Source organism: Edaphobacter bradus, from assembly GCF_025685645.1.
In the GTDB taxonomy this organism is placed as follows: domain Bacteria; phylum Acidobacteriota; class Terriglobia; order Terriglobales; family Acidobacteriaceae; genus Edaphobacter; species Edaphobacter bradus.
In genome coordinates, this window is record NZ_JAGSYF010000001.1 from 776,222 (window position 1) to 794,329 (window position 18,108).

Here is an 18,108-nt window from a genome sequence, read left to right on the forward strand (position 1 = left end):
CGTTATCCCAGACTGAAGGTATCGTGCAGCCAAAGGCGTAGCTGTGCCTGCATCTGATCAAGTTTGGGGCCGGGGGAAGAGGGCGTTCCCTGAAAGAAGTGCTCGGCGCCTTCAATCCAGACGAGGCGCTTGGGATCGGCGACTTTGGTGAGCATCGGCTCGACGGCGTCGCGTGGCCCGAACTGGTCCTCTGTTCCGCTGATGAAGAGCTTGGGCTGCGTGCAGTTTTCGAGAAACTCGTAGGTGTAGCTTCGGCCTTCGGCGCGGAAGGGAACGCCGAGCCCGATCAGGCCCTTCACTCGAGCATCGCCGCAGCCTGCGCGCAGGCCGACGAAGGAGCCGAAGGAGAAGCCAGCGAGCAGGATGGGGAGATGCTGGTTTGCCTCGAGCCAGTCAATGGCTGCGCGGGCGTCGTCGAACTCGCCGTTGCCGTGATCAAAGTCGCCTTCGCTGAGGCCGACTCCTCGGAAGTTGAAGCGCAGCACAGGCAGGCCAAGTGAGGAGAAGACCTTCATCGCGTGGTAGACGACCTTGTTGTGCATGGTGCCTCCGCCAAGTGGATGCGGATGGCAGACGAGCGCGGCGTAGGGCGCATCGGCGCGGCCCGTGTTGAGGACACATTCGAGTTTTCCGGCGGGCCCTTGCAGGTCATCGATGTAGCGGATGTGAGAGGCGGAAGTTTGCGTCATCTCTCCTAGTTTACCGAGCATCCAGCGGCGGGATGAATGGCCAGGAGCGGCGGCGACCGTATCGTATGCTGGAGGCTATGCCCGTCGATCCAATTCAGCTCACGAAGCGCCTCGTCAACATCGAGTCCACCACGTATCACGAGGGCCTGGCCGGAGCCTTTCTGCACGAATTTCTGTCATCCCAGCGCTATTTGGTCGAGCGCATGCCTGTTTCACAGCCCGAGCGAGCGCTTACGCCTGGAGCAGGCGATGGCGAGCGGTTCAATGTCTATGCCGCGCTGCCAGGCGTGACGCCTGACGTCGTCCTCTCGACCCACATGGACACGGTGCCACCGTACTTCGGCTGCCGCGAGGACGACGAGTTTCTCTATGGCCGCGGCGCTTGCGACGCTAAGGGAATCATCGCCGCGCAGGTCGCCGCTGCGGATCGTCTCCGCGAGGCCGGGGTGAAGGTTGGGCTCCTCTTCGTCGTCGGCGAGGAGCGCGATTCGGTGGGGGCGGATGTCGCGAACCAGCATCCCAAGGGCTCGAGGTTTCTCATCAACGGCGAGCCGACTGACAATCGTCTCGCGCTGGCCTCGAAGGGAGCCCTGCGCGTGGAGTTGCGCGCCAAGGGGAAGATGGCACACTCGGCCTATCCGGAGCTGGGCGAGTCGGCCATCGATAAGCTGGTCGAGGCGCTGCACGACGTGCTCGCCATGCCGCTGCCGGCCGAGCCGGAGATCGGGCCATCGACGCTGAACATCGGGTTGATCGAGGGTGGCCGCGCTCCGAACGTTATCGCCGACAAGGCCGAGGCGCACCTGCTGATTCGTCTCGTTGGTCCGGCAGACGAGACCAAGCAGAACATCGTCAAGACGGTTGGCGACCGTGCCGACGTGACCTTTTCGCTTGAGTTGCCTTTCGTGCGTATGCGCAAGGTCGGCAACCTGCCCACGATGGTCGCGAAGTTCACCACGGACATCCCCTCGCTGACGGCGTGGGGAGAGCCGTTCCTGCTGGGGCCCGGGTCGATCCATGTGGCTCATACGCCGGATGAAAGGATCGCGAAGAAGGAGCTGCTGGAGGCGGTGGATCTGTATTTTCAGCTCGCGGAGGAGCTTGTGCGCTCCTAAGTATCCTGCAATGGCGAGAAGATACGAAAGGGAAGATTGCTCTCGTTATCCTCGGCCAGAACTACGGCCGAATCCGGATCTGCGGGGTTATAGCGAACGTTGACAGTTGGGTTTCCCGTGGCCAACGTCTCGGCCTGCCTGTGTACTAAGCCGACGCTGCGGAAGTATCCGCCGTAGTATTCGCCGTTGACGATGAAATGGAAGCTCGCTTCAATCTGGAAGGGGGTGGCAGTTGTCATTGCGTCGTCTTCGGCGTCTACAACCGCCCAATGATTGACCTCACCGCTGGCCATTGGCCAGCTGCGCGCGGAACGCAGCTTCTTCTCAAAGCTTCTACGGTGAAGCCAGTGGCGAATCCGATCGAAGCGGAGTAGGCCGCCCATTTGCTGGAAATTCTAATACGCGCGCCTATTTCCTCCTCAATTAGGGACGTGTTTTCCTCAGCTACGGCGGGCTTAAGATAGAGGTATGGCGGCCGAGTTTACTCATCTTCACCTGCATACGGATTACTCTCTCCTCGACGGCGCCTGCGATGTTGATAAGCTCGCTGGCCACCTCAGCAAGATTGGCCAGACAGCCGCGGCCATGACGGACCACGGCAATATCTACGGCGCGGTGCACTTCTTCGATGCGATGAAGAAGAAGAACATCAAGCCGATCCTGGGCTGCGAACTGTATCTGTCGGAGACTGGCGATCATCGCGAGCTCTCGGGCGGCTACAACCACTTTCTTGTACTGGCAGAGAACGAAGAGGGCTACCGTAATCTCGTGCGGCTCACCAGCGAGGCTGCGCTGCATGGCTTCTATCGCAAGCCACGTGTCTCGAAGGAGTTCCTGTCGCGCCATGCGAAGGGGCTGATTGGGTTTTCGGGCTGTCTTGCAGGCGAGCTGAACCAGCACCTGATGGCCGGCAAGTACGAGGAGGCCAAGCGCTCCGCCGGGCGCTTTGAGGACATCTTCGGCAAGGGCAACTTCTTCCTCGAGGTGCAGGACCACGGCCTCGAGCCGGACAAGCCCGTTCGCGAGGCGCTCTACAGGATGGAGCGCGAGCTTGGGATTCCGCTGATCGCGACGAACGACAGCCACTATGTGGCGGATGATGACTCCCGCGCCCACGAGGTTCTGCTGTGCGTGCAGACCGCGGGCAGCATGAACGATCCGAACCGCTTCAAGTTCGACACGCAGGAGTTCTACATCAAGTCGGCCGAGGAGATGCACCGGCTGTTTGCCGACAATCCCGAGGTCTGCACACGGACGATGCAGTTCGTCGATCGCTGCAACGTGAAGCTCAATAAGGTCGATAATCCGTTTCCGGAGTTTCCGGTTCCCGAAGGCCACACGCTCGACAGCTACTTCGAGCAGGTGTGCCGTGACGGGCTGCGCAAGCGGCTTGATACGGCTGTTGCGCATCTACGTGAGCGCGGATTGCAGCGCAAGTCGATTGCGGATTACGAGGCGCGACTGAACCGCGAGATCGACTGCATCAAGCAGATGAAGTTCCCTGGCTACTTCATGATTGTCTGGGACTTTATCCGCTACGCGAAAGAGCAGGGGATTCCTGTGGGACCGGGCCGTGGCTCGGCTGCGGGCTCGCTTGTCGCGTACGTGATGGAGATTACGGACGTCGATCCGCTGCAGAACGAGCTGCTCTTTGAGCGCTTCCTGAATCCTGAGCGCGTGTCGATGCCCGATATCGATATCGACTTCTGCATGAACCGGCGCGGCGAGGTGATCGAGTACGTCAAGCGGAAATATGGCAACGATCAGGTCGCGCAGATCATCACGTTCAACACCATGGCAGCGAAGGCCGCGATCAAGGATGTGGGCCGCGCGCTCGAGATGCCCTACGGCGAGGTCGACCGCATCGCCAAGATGATTCCGGCGACGATTGGGATCACTATTGATGAGGCGCTGAAGGACAAGGGTCCGCTTGCGACGGCCTACGACGCCGATCCCAAGATCAAGGAACTGATCGATACGGCGATGCGGCTCGAGGGGCTTGTGCGCGGCGCGGGAGTTCACGCGGCCGGTGTCGTGATTGCGCCGAAGCCGCTCACGGAGCTTGTGCCCGTCACCCATACCAAGGAGCAGGCCATCGTTACCGCCTATGACATGAAGGCGGTCGAGAAGATGGGCCTGCTCAAGATGGACTTCCTCGGGCTGACGACGCTGACGGTCATCGATGACTGCCTGAATCTCATCAAGCAGACGACGGGCGAGGTCATTGACATGGCGAAGGTGCCGCTCGATGACGAGAAGACCTATGAGCAGGTCTTCCATCGAGCGCTGACGTCGGGCGTCTTCCAGTTTGAATCCGGCGGAATGCGTGACGTGTTGCGGCGGTACAAGCCGAACACGGTCGAAGACCTCACGGCTCTCAATGCGCTCTATCGGCCTGGGCCGATCCAGGGCGGCATGATCGACGACTTCATCGAGCGCAAGTGGGGACGGCGCGCGGTCGAGTACATGTTTCCCGAGCTGGAACCAATTCTCAGGGAGACCCTCGGCGTCATCGTTTATCAGGAGCAGGTCATGCAGATCAGCTCCGCCATCGGTGGCTACTCGCTCGGCGGCGCCGACCTTCTCCGGCGAGCCATGGGCAAGAAGAACCCTGAGGAGATGGCCAAGCAACGCGACACATTTATGGCCGGCGCCGTTGCGGGGAAGTTCCCCAAAGACAAGGCCGGGGCACTCTTCGATCTGATGGAGCAGTTCGCGGGGTATGGCTTCAATAAGTCGCACTCGGCGGCCTACGCCCTGCTTGCTTACCACACGGCATGGCTCAAGACGCACTATCCGGTGGAGTTTATGGCTGCTCTGCTGACGAGCGAAACCTCCAAGCCTGAGAACGTCGTGAAGTACATCGGCGAGTGCCGCGAGATGGACATCGACGTTGTGCCGCCGAATGTTCAGGTTTCGGACGCGAACTTTACTCCGGTGAGGACGGAGAAGGGAAGCGCGATTGGCTTTGGCCTGGCGGCGATCAAGAACGTCGGCCACAACGCCATTGAATCGATTATTGCGGCGCGCGCGGCGCTTCGAGAGGAAGGGAAACAGGGCTTCGCAAGCCTGTGGGAGTTCTGCGAGAAAGTCGATCTGAGCCGGCTCAACAAACGTGTGCTGGAGTCGTTGATCAAGGCTGGAGCGATGGATGCCTTCGGCGCGCGCGCGCAGACGACGGCGGCGCTCGATAAGGCGATGGAGCGGGCGCAGAAGTCGCAGCGCGATGCCGCGGCGGGACAGCATGGGCTCTTCGGGATCTTCGATTCCGATGCTGGCTCGGGAGCGAAGAGTGAGGACGCGCTGCCGAGTGTTGCTGAATGGGACGAGCACACGCGGCTGCAGAACGAGAAGGAGGTCCTGGGATTCTTTGTCTCGGGCCATCCGCTCGACAAGTACAAGGAGAAGCTGCGCAACATCAAGGTTGTCGATACGGCGACCGCGATTGAGATGAAGCCTGAGCCGCAGGTCTTCCGGCGTGGCCGGGATGAGACGCAGCAGAATGAGATCGCGATTGCCGGCGTGATCACGGGGCTGAAGGTGGCAAAGTCCAAGCGGTCAGGCGAGCTGTATGCTCAGGCTGCGCTTGAGGACACGACGGGGAAGATCGAGTTGATCGCCTTTCCCCAGTCTTACGAGAAGCTGGCTGAGAAGCTGAAGATCGATGTGCCGGTGCTGGTGAAGGGCGTGCTGCGCGGAGAAGAGGACTCGGCGCCGAAGCTCGCGATCTCGAGCATTCAGGCACTGGAGGATGTGAAGATCAAGCTTCCGGAGGCGCTGCGGATCAAGGTTCCGCTGCACAGTCCGGATACTGCTCTGCTGGAGAAGCTGCACGCGATTCTTGTTGGTGCTCCTGGCAAGGGCAAGCTGCTGCTGGATCTGGAGGAGCCGGGAGAGTTCTGTGCTGTGCTGGAGCCGCAGAATGTGGCAGTCGCAGCGGACCGGCTCTTTATTGATCGAGTGGAAGAGCTGGTGGGTCGAGGCGGCGTGCGGATCATTGATTGACCATAAAAGGGGAGCCGCTTGGCTCCCCCTTGCGTGTTCTGCCCACTAACTACAGCTTGATCGTGACAGCCTTCAGTTCGGTGTAGTTGTTGAGGACCTCGGCTCCCATCTCGCGCCCCCAGCCGGACTGCTTGTATCCGCCGAAGGGAAGTGCGGCGTCGAAGACGTTGTGGCAGTTGACCCATACGGTGCCTGCGCGGATCTTGCGCGCCATCTTGTGTGCGGTTGAGATGTCGCGCGTCCAGACGCTCGCCGCGAGCCCGTAGATTGTGTCGTTGGCCTGCGCCGCCAGCCGCTCGAGGTCGGCATCGGTCGAGAAGCTCTGCGCCGTCACGACCGGCCCGAAGATCTCTTCTTCGACGACCTTCATGTCCGGCTTGACGTCCTTGATGACGGTGGGCTGTACAAAGTAGCCGCGGTCGGTGTGCCGCTTTCCGCCCGCTGCAATCTTCGCGCCCTGCTTTGTACCGGAGTCGATATAGCCGGTGACGCGCTCGAACTGCTCCTGGCTGACGAGTGGCCCCAGTTCGGTCGCGGGATCGAGTCCCGGTCCCATCCTGATCCTGCCTGCGATGTTCGAGACGCCCTCGACAACCTGGTCGAAGACGCTGTCGTGCGCCAGCAGACGCGAGCCTGCGCAACAGCACTGGCCCTGGTTGAAAAAGACCGCAGAGGCCGCGCCGGCGATGGCAACGTCCATGTCTGCATCGGGGAAGATGATGGCGGGCGATTTGCCGCCGAGCTCGAGGGTGACTTTCTTGAGGTTGCCGGTCGCGGCCTTGGCTATCAGCTTGCCCACCTCGGTCGATCCGGTGAAGGCGACCTTGTCGACGAGGTCGTGCTGCGCGAGAGGAGCACCTGCGCCTTCGCCAAAGCCGGTGAGGATATTGACTACTCCGGCGGGGAAGCCCGCCTCCTGAATCAGTTCGGCGAGACGGAGTCCGGAGAGCGGCGTCTGTTCGGCGAGCTTCAGCACGACTGTGCAACCGGTGGCCAGCGCGGGGCCAAGCTTCCAGGCGGCCATCAGCAGTGGGAAGTTCCAGGGGATGATTTGCGCGACGACGCCGATCGGCTCGCGCATGGTGTAGGCGTGAAAGTTGAGGCCCGCGGAGAGGGGAATGGTGTTGCCCAGCAGCTTCGTCGACCAGCCGCCCATGTAGCGGAAGAGGTCGACTGCCAGCGGGACGTCGGCCACGCGGGCGACGGAGACAGGCTTGCCGTTGTCAAGTGATTCCAGCTCGGCGAACTCTTCTGCGTGCTGCTCGAACAGGTCGGCCAGCTTCCAGATCATGCGGCTGCGCTCGGAAGGAGTCATTTTTGACCAGGGGCCGCTGTCGAAGGCCTTACGGGCGGCGCGTACGGCGCGATCAGCGTCGGCGGCTTCGGCTTCGGGGACTTCGCAGATGACTTCGCCGTCGGCTGGGTTATAGACAGGGAAGGTCTTTCCGCTGGCGGCGGAGACGAACTGCCCGTCGATGAGCATGCTGTGTTTGCCGTTTACGAACGATGCGGTGACTGTACTGAGACGAGGATCAAGTGCAAGTGTTGCCATGAGGGCTCCCCTCGTTTCGGGAGAGATGCGCCATTAGACGAAGGCCCTCTTCCCGGAGTTTGGAACGAGGAACTATAACACCGGCGCAAGCTCTCTGTTATGCGTCGCGGCAGATAAAGGCCTTACGAGGTGCTCTCTGCGGATGCTTTCGCCTGATGCTCTCCGATACAATGAGGCAGATGGCAGAACACGAAGCAGGCAGACTGGCGCACATGCATCCTCCGGCCGAGAGCGTGCCCGAGGCATGGCGCAAGACCGAGTTAGCCCGGCACCCGCAGCGCCCCTATCCCATGGACTATATCCAGGCCCTGTTTACGGACTTCAGCGAGATTCACGGCGACCGCGCCTTCGGCGACGACGCGGCCATGTCATGCGGGATGGCCTGGTTTCATGGCGAGCCAGTGATGGCGATCGGCAACCTCAAGGGACGGACGCTCAAGGACCGCGTGGCGAGGAAGTTTGGCTCGCCCGATCCAGAGGGCTACCGCAAGGCGCTTCGTGCGATGAAAATCGCGGAGAAGTTCAACAGACCGGTCTTTACGTTTATCGACCTTGCCGGAGCGTATCCGGGGATTGGTGCTGAGGAGCGGGGTCAGGGCGAGGCGATCGCCCGCAACCTGCTCGAGATGTCGCGCCTGCGCGTGCCGACGATTGCCACGATCACGGGCGAAGGCGGTTCGGGCGGAGCCCTGGCGCTTGCCGTCACAGACCGGGTGCTGATGCAGGAGAATGCGATCTACTCGGTGATCTCGCCTGAGGGCTGCGCGTCCATCATGTGGAAGGACGCCGGCAAAAAGCAGCAGGCGGCCGCCGCGCTCAAGTACACAGCCGGAGATGTCCGCGCGCTGGGATGCGTGGACGACGTTCTGCCGGAGCCGGAAGGCGGCTCGCAGAACGATCCTGCCGCGGCAGTGGCGATGCTCGACGAGAAGCTGCAGTATCACCTTGGCGAGCTGCTTGCGCAGCCTATCGATCGTTTGCTTGAAGAGCGGTATCGCAAGTTCCGCAATATCGCGCAGTTCTACACCACGGCCTAGCAGCCTGCACCGCCTCGGAGCCAACACGTTGTCCGCGTTCGACTCGACCCGTACCGACCGCACCTCGCGAATGCTGCCGATTGCGCTGGCCGGGACAGCCATGGCCTGGTATCTGTCGGCGCTGTTGCTGGCGGGAAGGTCCGCGAGAGGACTGACGAACCGGTTCAATGTCGACTCCGCACGGCCGTTGTTCGGCGCGTTGTTTCTGCTGTTTCTATTGGCGATCGGGTTCTCGCTGCTGGCGAACATCTCACGCCGTCCTGTCTCGTTGCGTGAGCTTCTGGGGCTGCCGAGGCGAGCTACGGCATCGCGGGAGTGGCTGCTGGGCGCGGCGATTGGTTGGGGAGCGGCTGTTCTGGCGGTTCTGCCGCTTGCCGTTACCGGGGCGCTCTCGACAGGGTTCTGGACTGAGCCGCGCGCCTTCGGGCTGATCTTCGTGAATCTGGCAACTGTTGCCGCGGCGACGCTTGCGGAAGAGGTGGTATTTCGTGGGTATCCGTTCCGGTGCCTGATTCAGGCAATCGGCCCGACGAGCGCGACCGTAGTGATGGCTGCGCTGTACAGCCTGGTTCACGTGATCGGCGGCGGTGGCTCCACGGGGGCGTTCCTCTTTACATTTCTGGCGGGGGTGTTGCTGGCGGTTGGCTGGCTGCGTACGCATGGCCTCTGGCTGCCGTGGGGGCTGCACTTTGCCTGGAATGCGAGTCTTGGCATCCTCTTTGGCCTCCCCGTTGCGGGCTCGGTGGATACCTCGACGGTCATTCAGTCGAGCGCCTTTGGCCGGACGTGGTTTGCCGGCGGCGACTTCGGGCCGGAGGCAGGCTTTTTCAGTCTTGTTGCGCTTGCGGCGGCGATTGTTGTTCTGGTGCGGGTTACGCGCGACTTCGCCTGGCATTACACCCACGCGCCCATTGTTGCAGGAGGCTATCCGATGGATGTAGCCCCGCCGCCTGCCCATTCCGCGATGGAGCAACAGTCGCAGGCAGCATCTCTCGTACAGATTCTGCCTTCCACTCCCCAGGGACGTTCTGCCGGAGACGAGCCGAAGGGCTGAATCGGGTTTGCGGGACCTGGTTTCCGGGCTTGTTGGCGTCCGTTTGAAAAAATATTGTCTGTACCCGTCATTCTGTTGCAAACCAGATGACCGGTTCTCTTGTCAAACAAGAAGAGAAGGCGCAAGCTTGTGTGTGTCTGAGGTGCTTCCATGAGAACGCGCACGTACAGATGGGCTCTCATCGCCGGATGTATCGGTCTCGTCTCAGTTCCTCTTCAGGCTCAGGTCTTTGTCGTCGGAGAGAAGACGGCAACTGCGGATATCTCCACCGACTTCACCCCTACCAATCTTTCTCTGCCAACTGACCGGATGACTGAGCGCGGCAGGCGTGAGTTGGTACGCAATCTTGAGGCGGAGCAGGGCTTCGCGCACCGCTCCTTGCCCCGAGGTTCCGGCGTTACGCTGCATGCGAACGGGACGCTCTCACCCAACCCGGAAGAGTACCGCAGGATGGTGTACCAGAAGGGCGAGGCCGCGGCACCCGGGGACCGGGTCGTCATTACGGCGATGGAGATCAAGGGCGACCGCATCATTCTTGATCTGAATGGTGGCCCGTATGCGAAGCACCGTTTTCTGAGCCACATTCAACTGAACGACAATCCTGTGGTCGCAGCCCCGGCGGAACAGCCGACTGGAGCGCGGGTCACCCTCGTCTTCGCAGGCTTCGTCCCAGAGATCTCTGCTCCTGAGGTTAAGGCGCTGCTTGTACCTGTGATCGACTTTGGCGTGAAGTCGAGCGAACAGGCCTATGCCGATACGCTTCCGTCGAAGCTGCGAGACGCAATTTCTGCACATGAGGTGCTCGTCGGGATGAACCACCGTATGGTTCTGGCCGCGCTTGGCGCTCCGGACAGCAAGCTGCGCGAGCAGCAAAGCGGCGACCCGAACGGTGCGCGGTATGAAGAGTGGATCTATGGCCACGTTCCGCAGACGGTTCGCTTCGTTCGCTTTGTGGGCGATCGCGTGACCGTTGTGGAGATCGCAGTCCTCGGCAAGCCGGTAGAGATTCATGACAAGGACGAGATGGGAGGCTCCCGCGATCCGGCGGATACGCGCGAGATCGCGATGGGAGACAAGAAGCCCGACGGCCAGGGAACTGCGGCGGCTCCGTCGCTCCGACTGCCGGGAGAGGCCGCTCCGGCGAACAGTCAGGGTAATGTGCAGTATCCAAAGGACAATCGTCCGGTTCCGCCGCCCCCCGGCTCCTCGTCCGATCCATCCGTCGGGACTTCGAGCGACCCGTCGTCGCCGTCCGCTGATGGCCCCAAGGCTGGTCGGCCCTCAATCACAAGCGGCAGGCTGCCGGGACCGGCTCCATACCCTACGAACCTCCGCTAAGCCTCTCATTCGTGTAAAATCGTAGGGAGCCACAACCGCAGTTCTTCTCCTCCGATCTCCGTCGCGGTCTGTCCCGCACGATCAAACACGAGAAGTTCCGGATGACCTGACCTCCTGCCCCCAGGGCTGGCGGGCACCTCATCCAGCGCGCGGGTCAGATATTCGTAACAACATCTGTTTCAGGGAGAAACACAATGGCGAAGATTGCCAAGACCGGCGACCGTAAGAAGGTCATGGATACCAACAAGAGCACCGATTGTCCGAAGTGCTCCAAGCCCACCCGTATCGTGAAACGCGTCAAGGATCGCGAGCGCGGAACCCCGGGCGGAGTGTACATCTCCTGCTCGGCATGCGAGTTCTTCGAGAAGCTCTAAGTCGCTAACTAACGCGAGCCAAAGCAGTTATAGCCACGCGAAGAAGGCCCTCTCAAGGGCCTTCTTCGCGTGGTTTGGCTTGAGTCTTGCGCCTTCAGAAGGGGCAAGCACCAATCCGTCCGGAGTGCTGGACTCCGGAACCAAAGTTGTACAAGAAATGGTTGTTACACCGCTTGACGATCGTCCTTTCGGAAGGGCAGACTCTACAGCGGAAAGTAGGAACCCTGGTTTTTATGACAAGCATCTCCCCCGTAGCAACATCTTCGCCCGCGAGCCCTTCTTCCCTCCCTCACTTCGATCGACCAACCTACTTGATGTGTCCGCCAGAGTGGTATGACGTCGACTATGTGATCAATCCATGGATGGCCGGAAACCTGCATCGGCCCTCGCGTGACGAGGCCTTTGCGCAATGGAAGAACCTCTACCGGCACTTGCAGCGTGTTGCCGACATCCGGCTGATTCACGGCCGTCCGGGATCGCCCGACATGGTGTTTGTTGGCCATGGTGCGCTGGTTCAGTATGGGATCGCGGCGCTCTCCAGCTTCGCTCACCCGCAGCGCCAGACCGAGGAGGCTCCTCTGCGCCGCTGGTTTGAGCAGGCGGGCTTTCTGGTGTGGGAGACACCTCGTGAGACCGCTTTTGAGGGCGAGGGAGACGCTTTGTTTGACGCGACGGGCGATCATCTCTGGGCTGCGCACGGCCTTCGCACGTGCCGCCAGAGCCATCGTCACGTTGCTGACGCCTGGCATACGCCGGTGACTTCGCTCCACCTGATCGATCCCCGCTTCTACCACCTGGACACCTGTTTCGCTCTCCTGAGCGGCGGCCATCTGCTCTACTTCCCGGCGGCCTTTGATGCACCTTCGCTGCAGAAGATCGAGGCTGCGTACGGTCCCGATAAGCGGATTGCTGTGACCGAGGCTGAGGCGACGCACTTTGCCTGCAACGTGATCAACGTAGGCCGCAGCATCCTGATGAGCGGGGCCGGCAACGGCCTGACGGAACGCCTTAGAGGGCTGGGCTATGAGGTTACGGAGCTTGCACTGACGGAGTTTCTGCGCGGCGGTGGCTCAGCCAAGGCGCTGGCGCTGCGGCTCAGCGATACGAAGGTGACCAACGCGGTTCAGACCTCGCTCTGAAGCGTTAGTCAGGGCATGATATTGAAAGAGATGAGGCCGGGCCTGGTGCCTGGCCTTATCTCTCTGCTTTTCTCGAATCCACCTACGGCCTTTCGGGGAAGGTTTTCAGCTTTGGATACCAGGTAATCTGAACCGCGCCGACGACGTTCTTCTGGAGGCCGGTCTTATAGGCCGGGGCCTTCCAGCCTTCGTACTGGAGCCAGGTGTTGAGTTCGACGTCTCTTCCGAGGCGTTTCACGAGGCTCACGGTGAACTGGTTCTGTGTGGTGCCATCGGGGACGAAGTCTTTAGCGGTCTTCTTATGCAGGTACTCGAGCTGGAGCCACTCGTTGCCCGAGAGGTGCCAGGTGAGCCAAGCCTGACCTCCCTTGGCTTCGCGTCCGATCCAGTCGCCCATTATGATGCCCTTGTTGGTGTAGCCCTGACGCTGGATGACCTCCCAGTAATTGAAGGAGCCAGAGTTGCTTCGACGCGTTCCGGGATCGGTGACGACGGCCTCGACCCTGAAATCGAGCTTATTAAGCGACCCGGGAAACTGGGAGAGATAGACGCCGGTTCGGTAGGAGGCACGGCGGGGAGCGCTGATGGGAGTGACGTCGTCGTGCGTGATGGAATCGGCATAGAGCGTCATGTAGCGGCGAACGAAGGGAAGCCTGTAGGAGAAGTTGAAGTCGCTGAAGCGTGCGCCCGGATCCTCACGAGATACCTTTACGTCGGGCGTAGTGTCGTTGACGCTGAAGAAGCCCTTGAGGAAGGTGTGAAGGGTCACGGGGGCGTGTCCGGCTCCGCCGAAGATGATCGTGCGCTGAAAGCCGAACTCGAAGTTCACGGTGGGGCGGAAGGAAAACATCTCCGAGTGAACGTAGGGGCTGTTCGGATAGGAGTGCTCCTTCAAGCTGCCGTAGAAGAAGTCATAACGCAACGGACCGAGGACTTTCGAGACGAGAGGAACGCGCAGGGGCTCAACCCGGTTGATGCGGAATGAGTAGATATTTTCCGCGTTGTTCGACCAGGCCATTGCGCTGCCTGCGGCGGGACCAAGCCACGCGTCGCTCTTGCCTCCGGAGATCTCATGACCGAGGAGATGGAATGAGAGCGTGGCTTCGACGAGACGGAACTGGTTCTGGGAAGCAAGTTGGCCAGCCGGGATTGTGGACTGCGGGGCGTTCGGCGGCACGTATTCAATTTCATCCTTGGCGGACAAGGTGGTGGCAAGAGCGTTTGAGTATCCCGTGCCACTGGGAGCGTGCTGATACTCGCCTCGAATGAAGAGGGAGAAACGGCCTGCTTCATTCAGGGTGGAGAAGCCGGTGATATTGTTGAATCCGGTTTCGTAGGGCCGGCCATAGTCATTGCTGATGGTCTGGCCGAGATGGAAGCTGTCGCGGAGGATGGGGCCGCCGATGCCCATGAATCGTGTGTAGGCGGAGTGTATGCCGTAGACTGCGCCGCGCGAGATGGTGCCTCCGGGGACCTCGGCGCTGAGTTCGTCAAACAGCTTTGCGAGGATGTCCTGGGCCTCTTCATTGCTGCTGTTCAGGATGTCCTCTTTGGAGGCGAGAAGCATGTGAAGGGCGCTTCGTCGTGTCCACGGACGCATGCCGAGAAATGCTGTATCGAGAAAGCCCATGGAGTAGAGACGCGTCATGGCCGGGTACACCCAGCTGTCGACGTTGATATAGGCAGAGCCGAGGCTGTCGGTCTCGACGCTTGGTTCGACTGGAGCGTAGGCCTCGAGCGAAGGGACGCTGGGGGCAGGCGTCGGCGCGCGTGTGGCGGGAGCCTGAGGTGGGGCCTGAGGCTGGGTTGTCTGGTCGGGAGGAGTGGTTGGGGTTTTCTGGCGGTCGGGATTGTAGGGTGGGCGAGCTGGTTGTGTCGCTGAGGGGATCGCGGAGGGAGTCGGCTCGGAGGGAGCAGGCTGCTGCGTGGATGTTGTTTGTGCCAGGCCCGAAACCGTACACGCTATCCAGGCTGCATGAAAAATAATCGCTCTGGTCCGCACTCGTCCCTCAAAATTCAGTTTGCGCCTGTTCCAGTGTAGCCTCGGGCTGGTAGTGCCGTCGCTGGAGAGGCGTATTGAAGCTGGTTCCTCAAAGAGGGAATGACGCTTCGCTTACTTCAGTTGCTTCTGAAGTGCTTTGCCTACCTTGTCGAGCCAGGCCTGATCGCAGACCCTTCGATCGAGAAGATACTTACTTATCTGGATGAGCGGATCGTGGTGCGCGGTTGTCTGTCCGTGGAGACGATAAGGCAGGCACTCAATGAGAACGGGACCGTCGCCTCCGCGTGTTCTGCCGAGCGCCTCTTGTGCGACACGATACAAGGCGACGGCATCGGTGGAGTCCACCGGAATGCCGGGGACGCCGCATGCGCTTGCCTTGGCGCTCAGCAGCATCTGCGCTGAGCTTTTCTTGTCGAGCGAACCGGGCAGAACGACGAAGATCATGGGCAACTCAAGCTTTGCGGCGAGGGTGAGGATCTTCTTCCATGTGCTGCTGCCTAACTCGCGACGGCGGACGTAGGCGAGGACGACGCTGCCACGTTTATGCGTCTTCAAAACGAGAGCGGCACCTATGACGACTCGCAGGCGCTCTTCGGGATCTTCGATGGCTGGGAGTTGCTGGGCTCTGTCCTCCGGCTGCGTGGTGGAGGAGGTGGAGCGTCTGGCGCCTGTGCGCTTTCGAGCGAATGTCTTGAGGAGAGAGCTGACTTTGGCACCAAGGATGAGATCAGTGACCGGGCCTGGCTTCGCCTCGCTGATGAGGTCGCTGGCACGAAGCTCGAGTCCGGTGCTGACGCGGCAGGCCTCCTGGCCGAAGGTGGAGTCGAACCGCTGGGATGGCTTGAGCTTCCGCTGCAGCTTGGCGATGTGGCCGTCGAGCTGGCGGGCCTCAAGCATCGCTGTGTAGATCCGGCGCAGTTTCTGATTCGGGATCAGAGGGTTTTCGTCGGGTTCGGACTTGCTCACACCAGTCCCTTTACTTACTGGGGTCATCTTGATCTTGTCCTTGACTGAGATGCGGTGAGATATGAGGAGAGGGTTCCAGTGGGAACCCTCTCGGTCAGAGATGCAAATTGCGTAGTCGATCAGGCGCGTGCCGGGTCGACTGCTTCGACATCAAGCCCAAGCTCGGCGAGAGCCTTCTGTGCCGCCTTGGGCTTGATCTTGCCGTCCCGGGAGAGTTTTGAGAGCGTCGCACCGACGATGGCCTCTGCGCTGACCTCGAAGTGGCGGCGCAGATGCTCGCGGTTGTCGCTGCGTCCGAAGCCGTCGGTACCGAGGGTGACAAGACGCGAAGGCAGCCACGGCGAGAGCTGGTCGGGGACGACCTTCATGTAGTCGCTTGCGGCGATGATGGGACCGCTTGCCTTCTCGAGCGACTTCGCGAAGTAGCTCTTTCGCTCAGGCTCGGCGGGATGGAGGCGGTTCCAGCGCTCGACCGCGAGAGCGTCGCGGCGAAGCTCGTTGTAGCTGGTGACGCTCCATACATCGGCCTGGACGTTGTACTTGGTCGCGAGAATCTCCTGCGCGCGGAGCACCTCGTTCAGGATGGGTCCGCTGCCGAAGAGTTGCGCGACGGCCTCACCATTGGGAGCCGGCTTCAGCTTGTATATGCCGCGAAGAATGCCTTCGGTGACGCCTTCGGGCATCGGCGGCATGGCGTAGTCCTCGTTGTACATGGTGATGTAGTAGAAGACGTCCTCGGCGTTCTCGTACATGCGACGGAGGCCGTCCTGCACGATGACCGCGAGTTCGTAGACGTAGGCGGGATCGTAGGTGAGGCAAGTGGGCACGGTGCTGGCGAGCACGATGCTGTGACCGTCCTGGTGCTGGAGACCCTCGCCGAGCATGGTGGTGCGGCCGGCGGTGCCTCCCATGAGGAAGCCCTTGCCACGAGAGTCGGCGAAGGCCCATGCCATATCTCCGATGCGCTGGAAGCCGAACATGGAGTAGTACATGTAGAAGGGAACCAGCGGCACCCTGTAGTTGGAGTACGCGGTGCCGGCAGCAGTGAACGAGGCCATGGATCCAGCTTCGGTGATGCCTTCTTCAAGGATCTGACCGTCGCGGTTCTCGCGGTAGTAGAGGAGCATGTCCGCGTCGTGCGGGCGATACTTCTGCCCCTCGGGAGCGTAGATTCCGACCTGGCGGATCGCAGACTCGAGGCCGAAGGTGCGGCCTTCGTCGGGGACGATGGGGACGATCAGCTTTCCGATGGCCGGGTCTTTCAGCAGATGCCGAAGCAGGCTGACGAAGCCCATGGTGGTGGAGACGGCGCGGTTGTTCGAGCCGCCTGTCCATTCGCCGAGGGTGGAGAGCTCGGGGGTCTTGAAGTCCAGCTTCGGAACTTCGCGCTTGGGCAGGTAGCCTCCGAGCTGCTGGCGACGCTCGTGCAGGTACTTGATCTCAGGGGCGGATTCGTCCGGGCGGTAGAATGCGCCGTCTTTTGCTGCGCTCTCCGGGATCGGGATCTCGAACCTTGAGATGAAGGCGGTCAGGGCTTCGTCGGTGAGCTTCTTTTCCTGGTGGGAGGCGTTGCGGGCCTCGGTCGATCCGAGGCCGTAGCCTTTGACGGTCTTGGCGAGGATGACCGTGGGACCGCCCTTGTGCTCGAGGGCGCGCTTGTAGGCGTTGTAGATCTTTGCCGGGTCATGTCCGCCACGATGCAGACGGGCGAGCTGTTCGTCGGTCTTATCGGCGACGAGTTCGAGCAACTCCGGGTACTTGCCGAAGAACTCCTTGCGAAGGTATGCGCCTCCCTTGGCCTTGAAGGCCTGGAAGTCTCCATCAACGCACTCTTCCATTCGCTTGAGGATGAGTCCCTTGTGGTCGCGCTCAAAGAGCTCGTCCCAGTCTGCACCCCAGATAACCTTGATGACGTTCCATCCGGCGCCGCGGAACATGCCTTCGAGCTCGTCGATGATGCGCTTGTTGCCGCGAACGGGGCCGTCAAGGCGCTGCAGGTTGCAGTTGACGACGAAGATCAGGTTGTCGAGGTTCTCGCGGGAGCCAAGCGAGATGGCTCCGAGGGTGTCGACCTCGTCCGTCTCACCGTCGCCGACGAAGGCCCAGATCTTGCGATCGGTCTTTTCGATGAGGCCGCGGTTTTCGAGGTAGCGCATGAACCGCGCCTGATAGATGGCGTTCAGCGGGCCGATACCCATCGATACCGTCGGGAAGCTCCAGAAGTCCGGCATGAGCCACGGGTGAGGATAGCTGCTCAGGGCGGGCTCGCCGCGCAACTCGTGGCGGAAGTTCTTAAGGCGCTTGTCGTCGAAGCGGCCTTCGAGATATGCACGGGCGTAGACGCCAGGGGAGGCGTGTCCCTGGAAGTAGATGAAGTCGCCGGGCTGGTCGCCGTACCTGGCATGAAAGAAGTGATTGAAGCCGACTTCGAGAAGCGTCGCCAGAGAGGAGTAGGTTGCGATGTGGCCGCCGATACCTGCATCCTTCTTGTTCTGGCCGTGAACCATCGCCATCGCGTTCCAACGAAGCAGGGCTTCGATTTTGCGCTCGAGAGTGCGGTCGCCGGGATAGGGGACTTCGTCGTGCTTCGGGATCGTGTTGTGGTAGGGCGTGTTCAGTTCGCTGCCGACCGGAACGCCTGCCTCGCGGGCCCGCTTGCGGAGCGCTTCGAGGAGTTCGGCTCCCTGCTCCCAGTCGCTCGCGACGACTTCATCAAAGGCCTCGATCCATTCGGATACTTCGGCGTAAAAATCGATCCGTGCGGGAGTGTCAAGCTTCATCGTCATAAACAATCCTTATGACCTCATTCGCGAGGCCCGTACTCTTAAAGATAATTC

The 18,108-nt window shown here is 61.1% G+C and carries 13 protein-coding genes; 7 read left to right on the forward strand and 6 right to left on the reverse strand.

Annotated features, from left to right (window positions below; all coding sequences use genetic code 11):
* Positions 1 to 2 precede the first annotated feature (2 nt).
* The gene (locus OHL16_RS03245) at positions 3 to 689 is read right to left on the reverse strand and encodes an alpha/beta hydrolase (RefSeq protein ID WP_263365626.1); all 687 of its coding nucleotides are present in this window, start codon (positions 687 to 689) and stop codon (positions 3 to 5) included.
* Between the two features lie 77 nt (positions 690 to 766).
* On the opposite strand from OHL16_RS03245, the gene OHL16_RS03250 reads away from it, so the two are divergent.
* Positions 767 to 1,804, forward strand: a complete 1,038-nt coding sequence (locus OHL16_RS03250) for a M20/M25/M40 family metallo-hydrolase (RefSeq protein ID WP_263365627.1) — start codon at positions 767 to 769, stop codon at positions 1,802 to 1,804.
* Here the strand turns inward: OHL16_RS03250 and OHL16_RS03255 are convergent.
* Positions 1,801 to 2,187, reverse strand: coding sequence for a DUF3592 domain-containing protein (locus tag OHL16_RS03255; protein ID WP_263365628.1), 387 nt, complete (start codon positions 2,185 to 2,187; stop codon positions 1,801 to 1,803). The genes OHL16_RS03250 and OHL16_RS03255 overlap by 4 nt on opposite strands.
* 85 nt (positions 2,188 to 2,272) lie before the next feature.
* On the opposite strand from OHL16_RS03255, the gene dnaE reads away from it, so the two are divergent.
* Positions 2,273 to 5,809, forward strand: coding sequence for a DNA polymerase III subunit alpha (gene dnaE, locus OHL16_RS03260; protein WP_263365629.1), 3,537 nt, complete (start codon positions 2,273 to 2,275; stop codon positions 5,807 to 5,809).
* 49 nt (positions 5,810 to 5,858) lie between these two features.
* On the opposite strand, the gene OHL16_RS03265 is transcribed toward dnaE, so the two are convergent.
* Positions 5,859 to 7,361 (reverse strand): aldehyde dehydrogenase family protein, encoded by a 1,503-nt coding sequence (locus OHL16_RS03265; RefSeq protein WP_263365630.1) that lies wholly within the window; start codon positions 7,359 to 7,361, stop codon positions 5,859 to 5,861.
* Positions 7,362 to 7,540: 179 nt separating this feature from the next.
* Here OHL16_RS03265 and OHL16_RS03270 point away from each other — a divergent pair, with 179 nt between their 5' ends.
* The 5 genes from OHL16_RS03270 to OHL16_RS03290 all read left to right on the forward strand — a co-directional run bounded on the left by OHL16_RS03270 (position 7,541) and on the right by OHL16_RS03290 (position 12,303).
* Positions 7,541 to 8,398, forward strand: coding sequence for an acetyl-CoA carboxylase carboxyltransferase subunit alpha (locus tag OHL16_RS03270; RefSeq protein WP_263365631.1), 858 nt, complete (start codon positions 7,541 to 7,543; stop codon positions 8,396 to 8,398).
* Positions 8,399 to 8,426: 28 nt separating this feature from the next.
* Complete coding sequence (locus tag OHL16_RS03275) at positions 8,427 to 9,452, forward strand: CPBP family intramembrane glutamic endopeptidase (RefSeq protein ID WP_263365632.1); 1,026 nt, start codon at positions 8,427 to 8,429, stop codon at positions 9,450 to 9,452.
* A gap of 150 nt (positions 9,453 to 9,602) precedes the next feature.
* Positions 9,603 to 10,790 carry a hypothetical protein gene (locus OHL16_RS03280; protein WP_263365633.1) on the forward strand — a complete coding sequence of 396 codons (1,188 nt, stop codon included), beginning with the start codon at positions 9,603 to 9,605 and terminating at the stop codon, positions 10,788 to 10,790.
* 194 nt (positions 10,791 to 10,984) lie between these two features.
* Positions 10,985 to 11,164, forward strand: coding sequence for an Rcat domain-containing protein (locus OHL16_RS03285; protein ID WP_263365634.1), 180 nt, complete (start codon positions 10,985 to 10,987; stop codon positions 11,162 to 11,164).
* A gap of 233 nt (positions 11,165 to 11,397) precedes the next feature.
* Positions 11,398 to 12,303 (forward strand): dimethylarginine dimethylaminohydrolase family protein, encoded by a 906-nt coding sequence (locus OHL16_RS03290; RefSeq protein WP_263365635.1) that lies wholly within the window; start codon positions 11,398 to 11,400, stop codon positions 12,301 to 12,303.
* A gap of 82 nt (positions 12,304 to 12,385) precedes the next feature.
* Here the strand turns inward: OHL16_RS03290 and OHL16_RS03295 are convergent, their stop codons facing one another.
* From OHL16_RS03295 to aceE, 3 genes are all read right to left on the reverse strand, one after another.
* Complete coding sequence (locus tag OHL16_RS03295; protein ID WP_317891025.1) at positions 12,386 to 14,305, reverse strand: capsule assembly Wzi family protein; 1,920 nt, start codon at positions 14,303 to 14,305, stop codon at positions 12,386 to 12,388.
* Between the two features lie 111 nt (positions 14,306 to 14,416).
* Positions 14,417 to 15,298, reverse strand: a complete 882-nt coding sequence (locus tag OHL16_RS03300) for a thiamine pyrophosphate-dependent enzyme (protein ID WP_263365636.1) — start codon at positions 15,296 to 15,298, stop codon at positions 14,417 to 14,419.
* A 92-nt stretch (positions 15,299 to 15,390) separates the two neighbouring features.
* Positions 15,391 to 18,057 carry a pyruvate dehydrogenase (acetyl-transferring), homodimeric type gene (aceE, locus tag OHL16_RS03305; protein WP_263365637.1) on the reverse strand — a complete coding sequence of 889 codons (2,667 nt, stop codon included), beginning with the start codon at positions 18,055 to 18,057 and terminating at the stop codon, positions 15,391 to 15,393.
* Positions 18,058 to 18,108: the final 51 nt, after the last annotated feature.

Bases quoted from the DNA above. Each gene is read 5' to 3' on its own strand.
- OHL16_RS03245 (WP_263365626.1), bottom strand. From the start codon at position 689: ATGACGCAAACTTCCGCCTCTCACATCCGCTACATCGATGACCTGCAA.
- OHL16_RS03250 (WP_263365627.1), top strand. From the start codon at position 767: ATGCCCGTCGATCCAATTCAGCTCACGAAGCGCCTCGTCAACATCGAG.
- OHL16_RS03255 (WP_263365628.1), bottom strand. From the start codon at position 2,187: ATGGGCGGCCTACTCCGCTTCGATCGGATTCGCCACTGGCTTCACCGT.
- dnaE (WP_263365629.1), top strand. From the start codon at position 2,273: ATGGCGGCCGAGTTTACTCATCTTCACCTGCATACGGATTACTCTCTC.
- OHL16_RS03265 (WP_263365630.1), bottom strand. From the start codon at position 7,361: ATGGCAACACTTGCACTTGATCCTCGTCTCAGTACAGTCACCGCATCG.
- OHL16_RS03270 (WP_263365631.1), top strand. From the start codon at position 7,541: ATGGCAGAACACGAAGCAGGCAGACTGGCGCACATGCATCCTCCGGCC.
- OHL16_RS03280 (WP_263365633.1), top strand. From the start codon at position 9,603: ATGAGAACGCGCACGTACAGATGGGCTCTCATCGCCGGATGTATCGGT.
- OHL16_RS03285 (WP_263365634.1), top strand. From the start codon at position 10,985: ATGGCGAAGATTGCCAAGACCGGCGACCGTAAGAAGGTCATGGATACC.
- OHL16_RS03290 (WP_263365635.1), top strand. From the start codon at position 11,398: ATGACAAGCATCTCCCCCGTAGCAACATCTTCGCCCGCGAGCCCTTCT.
- OHL16_RS03300 (WP_263365636.1), bottom strand. From the start codon at position 15,298: ATGACCCCAGTAAGTAAAGGGACTGGTGTGAGCAAGTCCGAACCCGAC.
- aceE (WP_263365637.1), bottom strand. From the start codon at position 18,057: ATGACGATGAAGCTTGACACTCCCGCACGGATCGATTTTTACGCCGAA.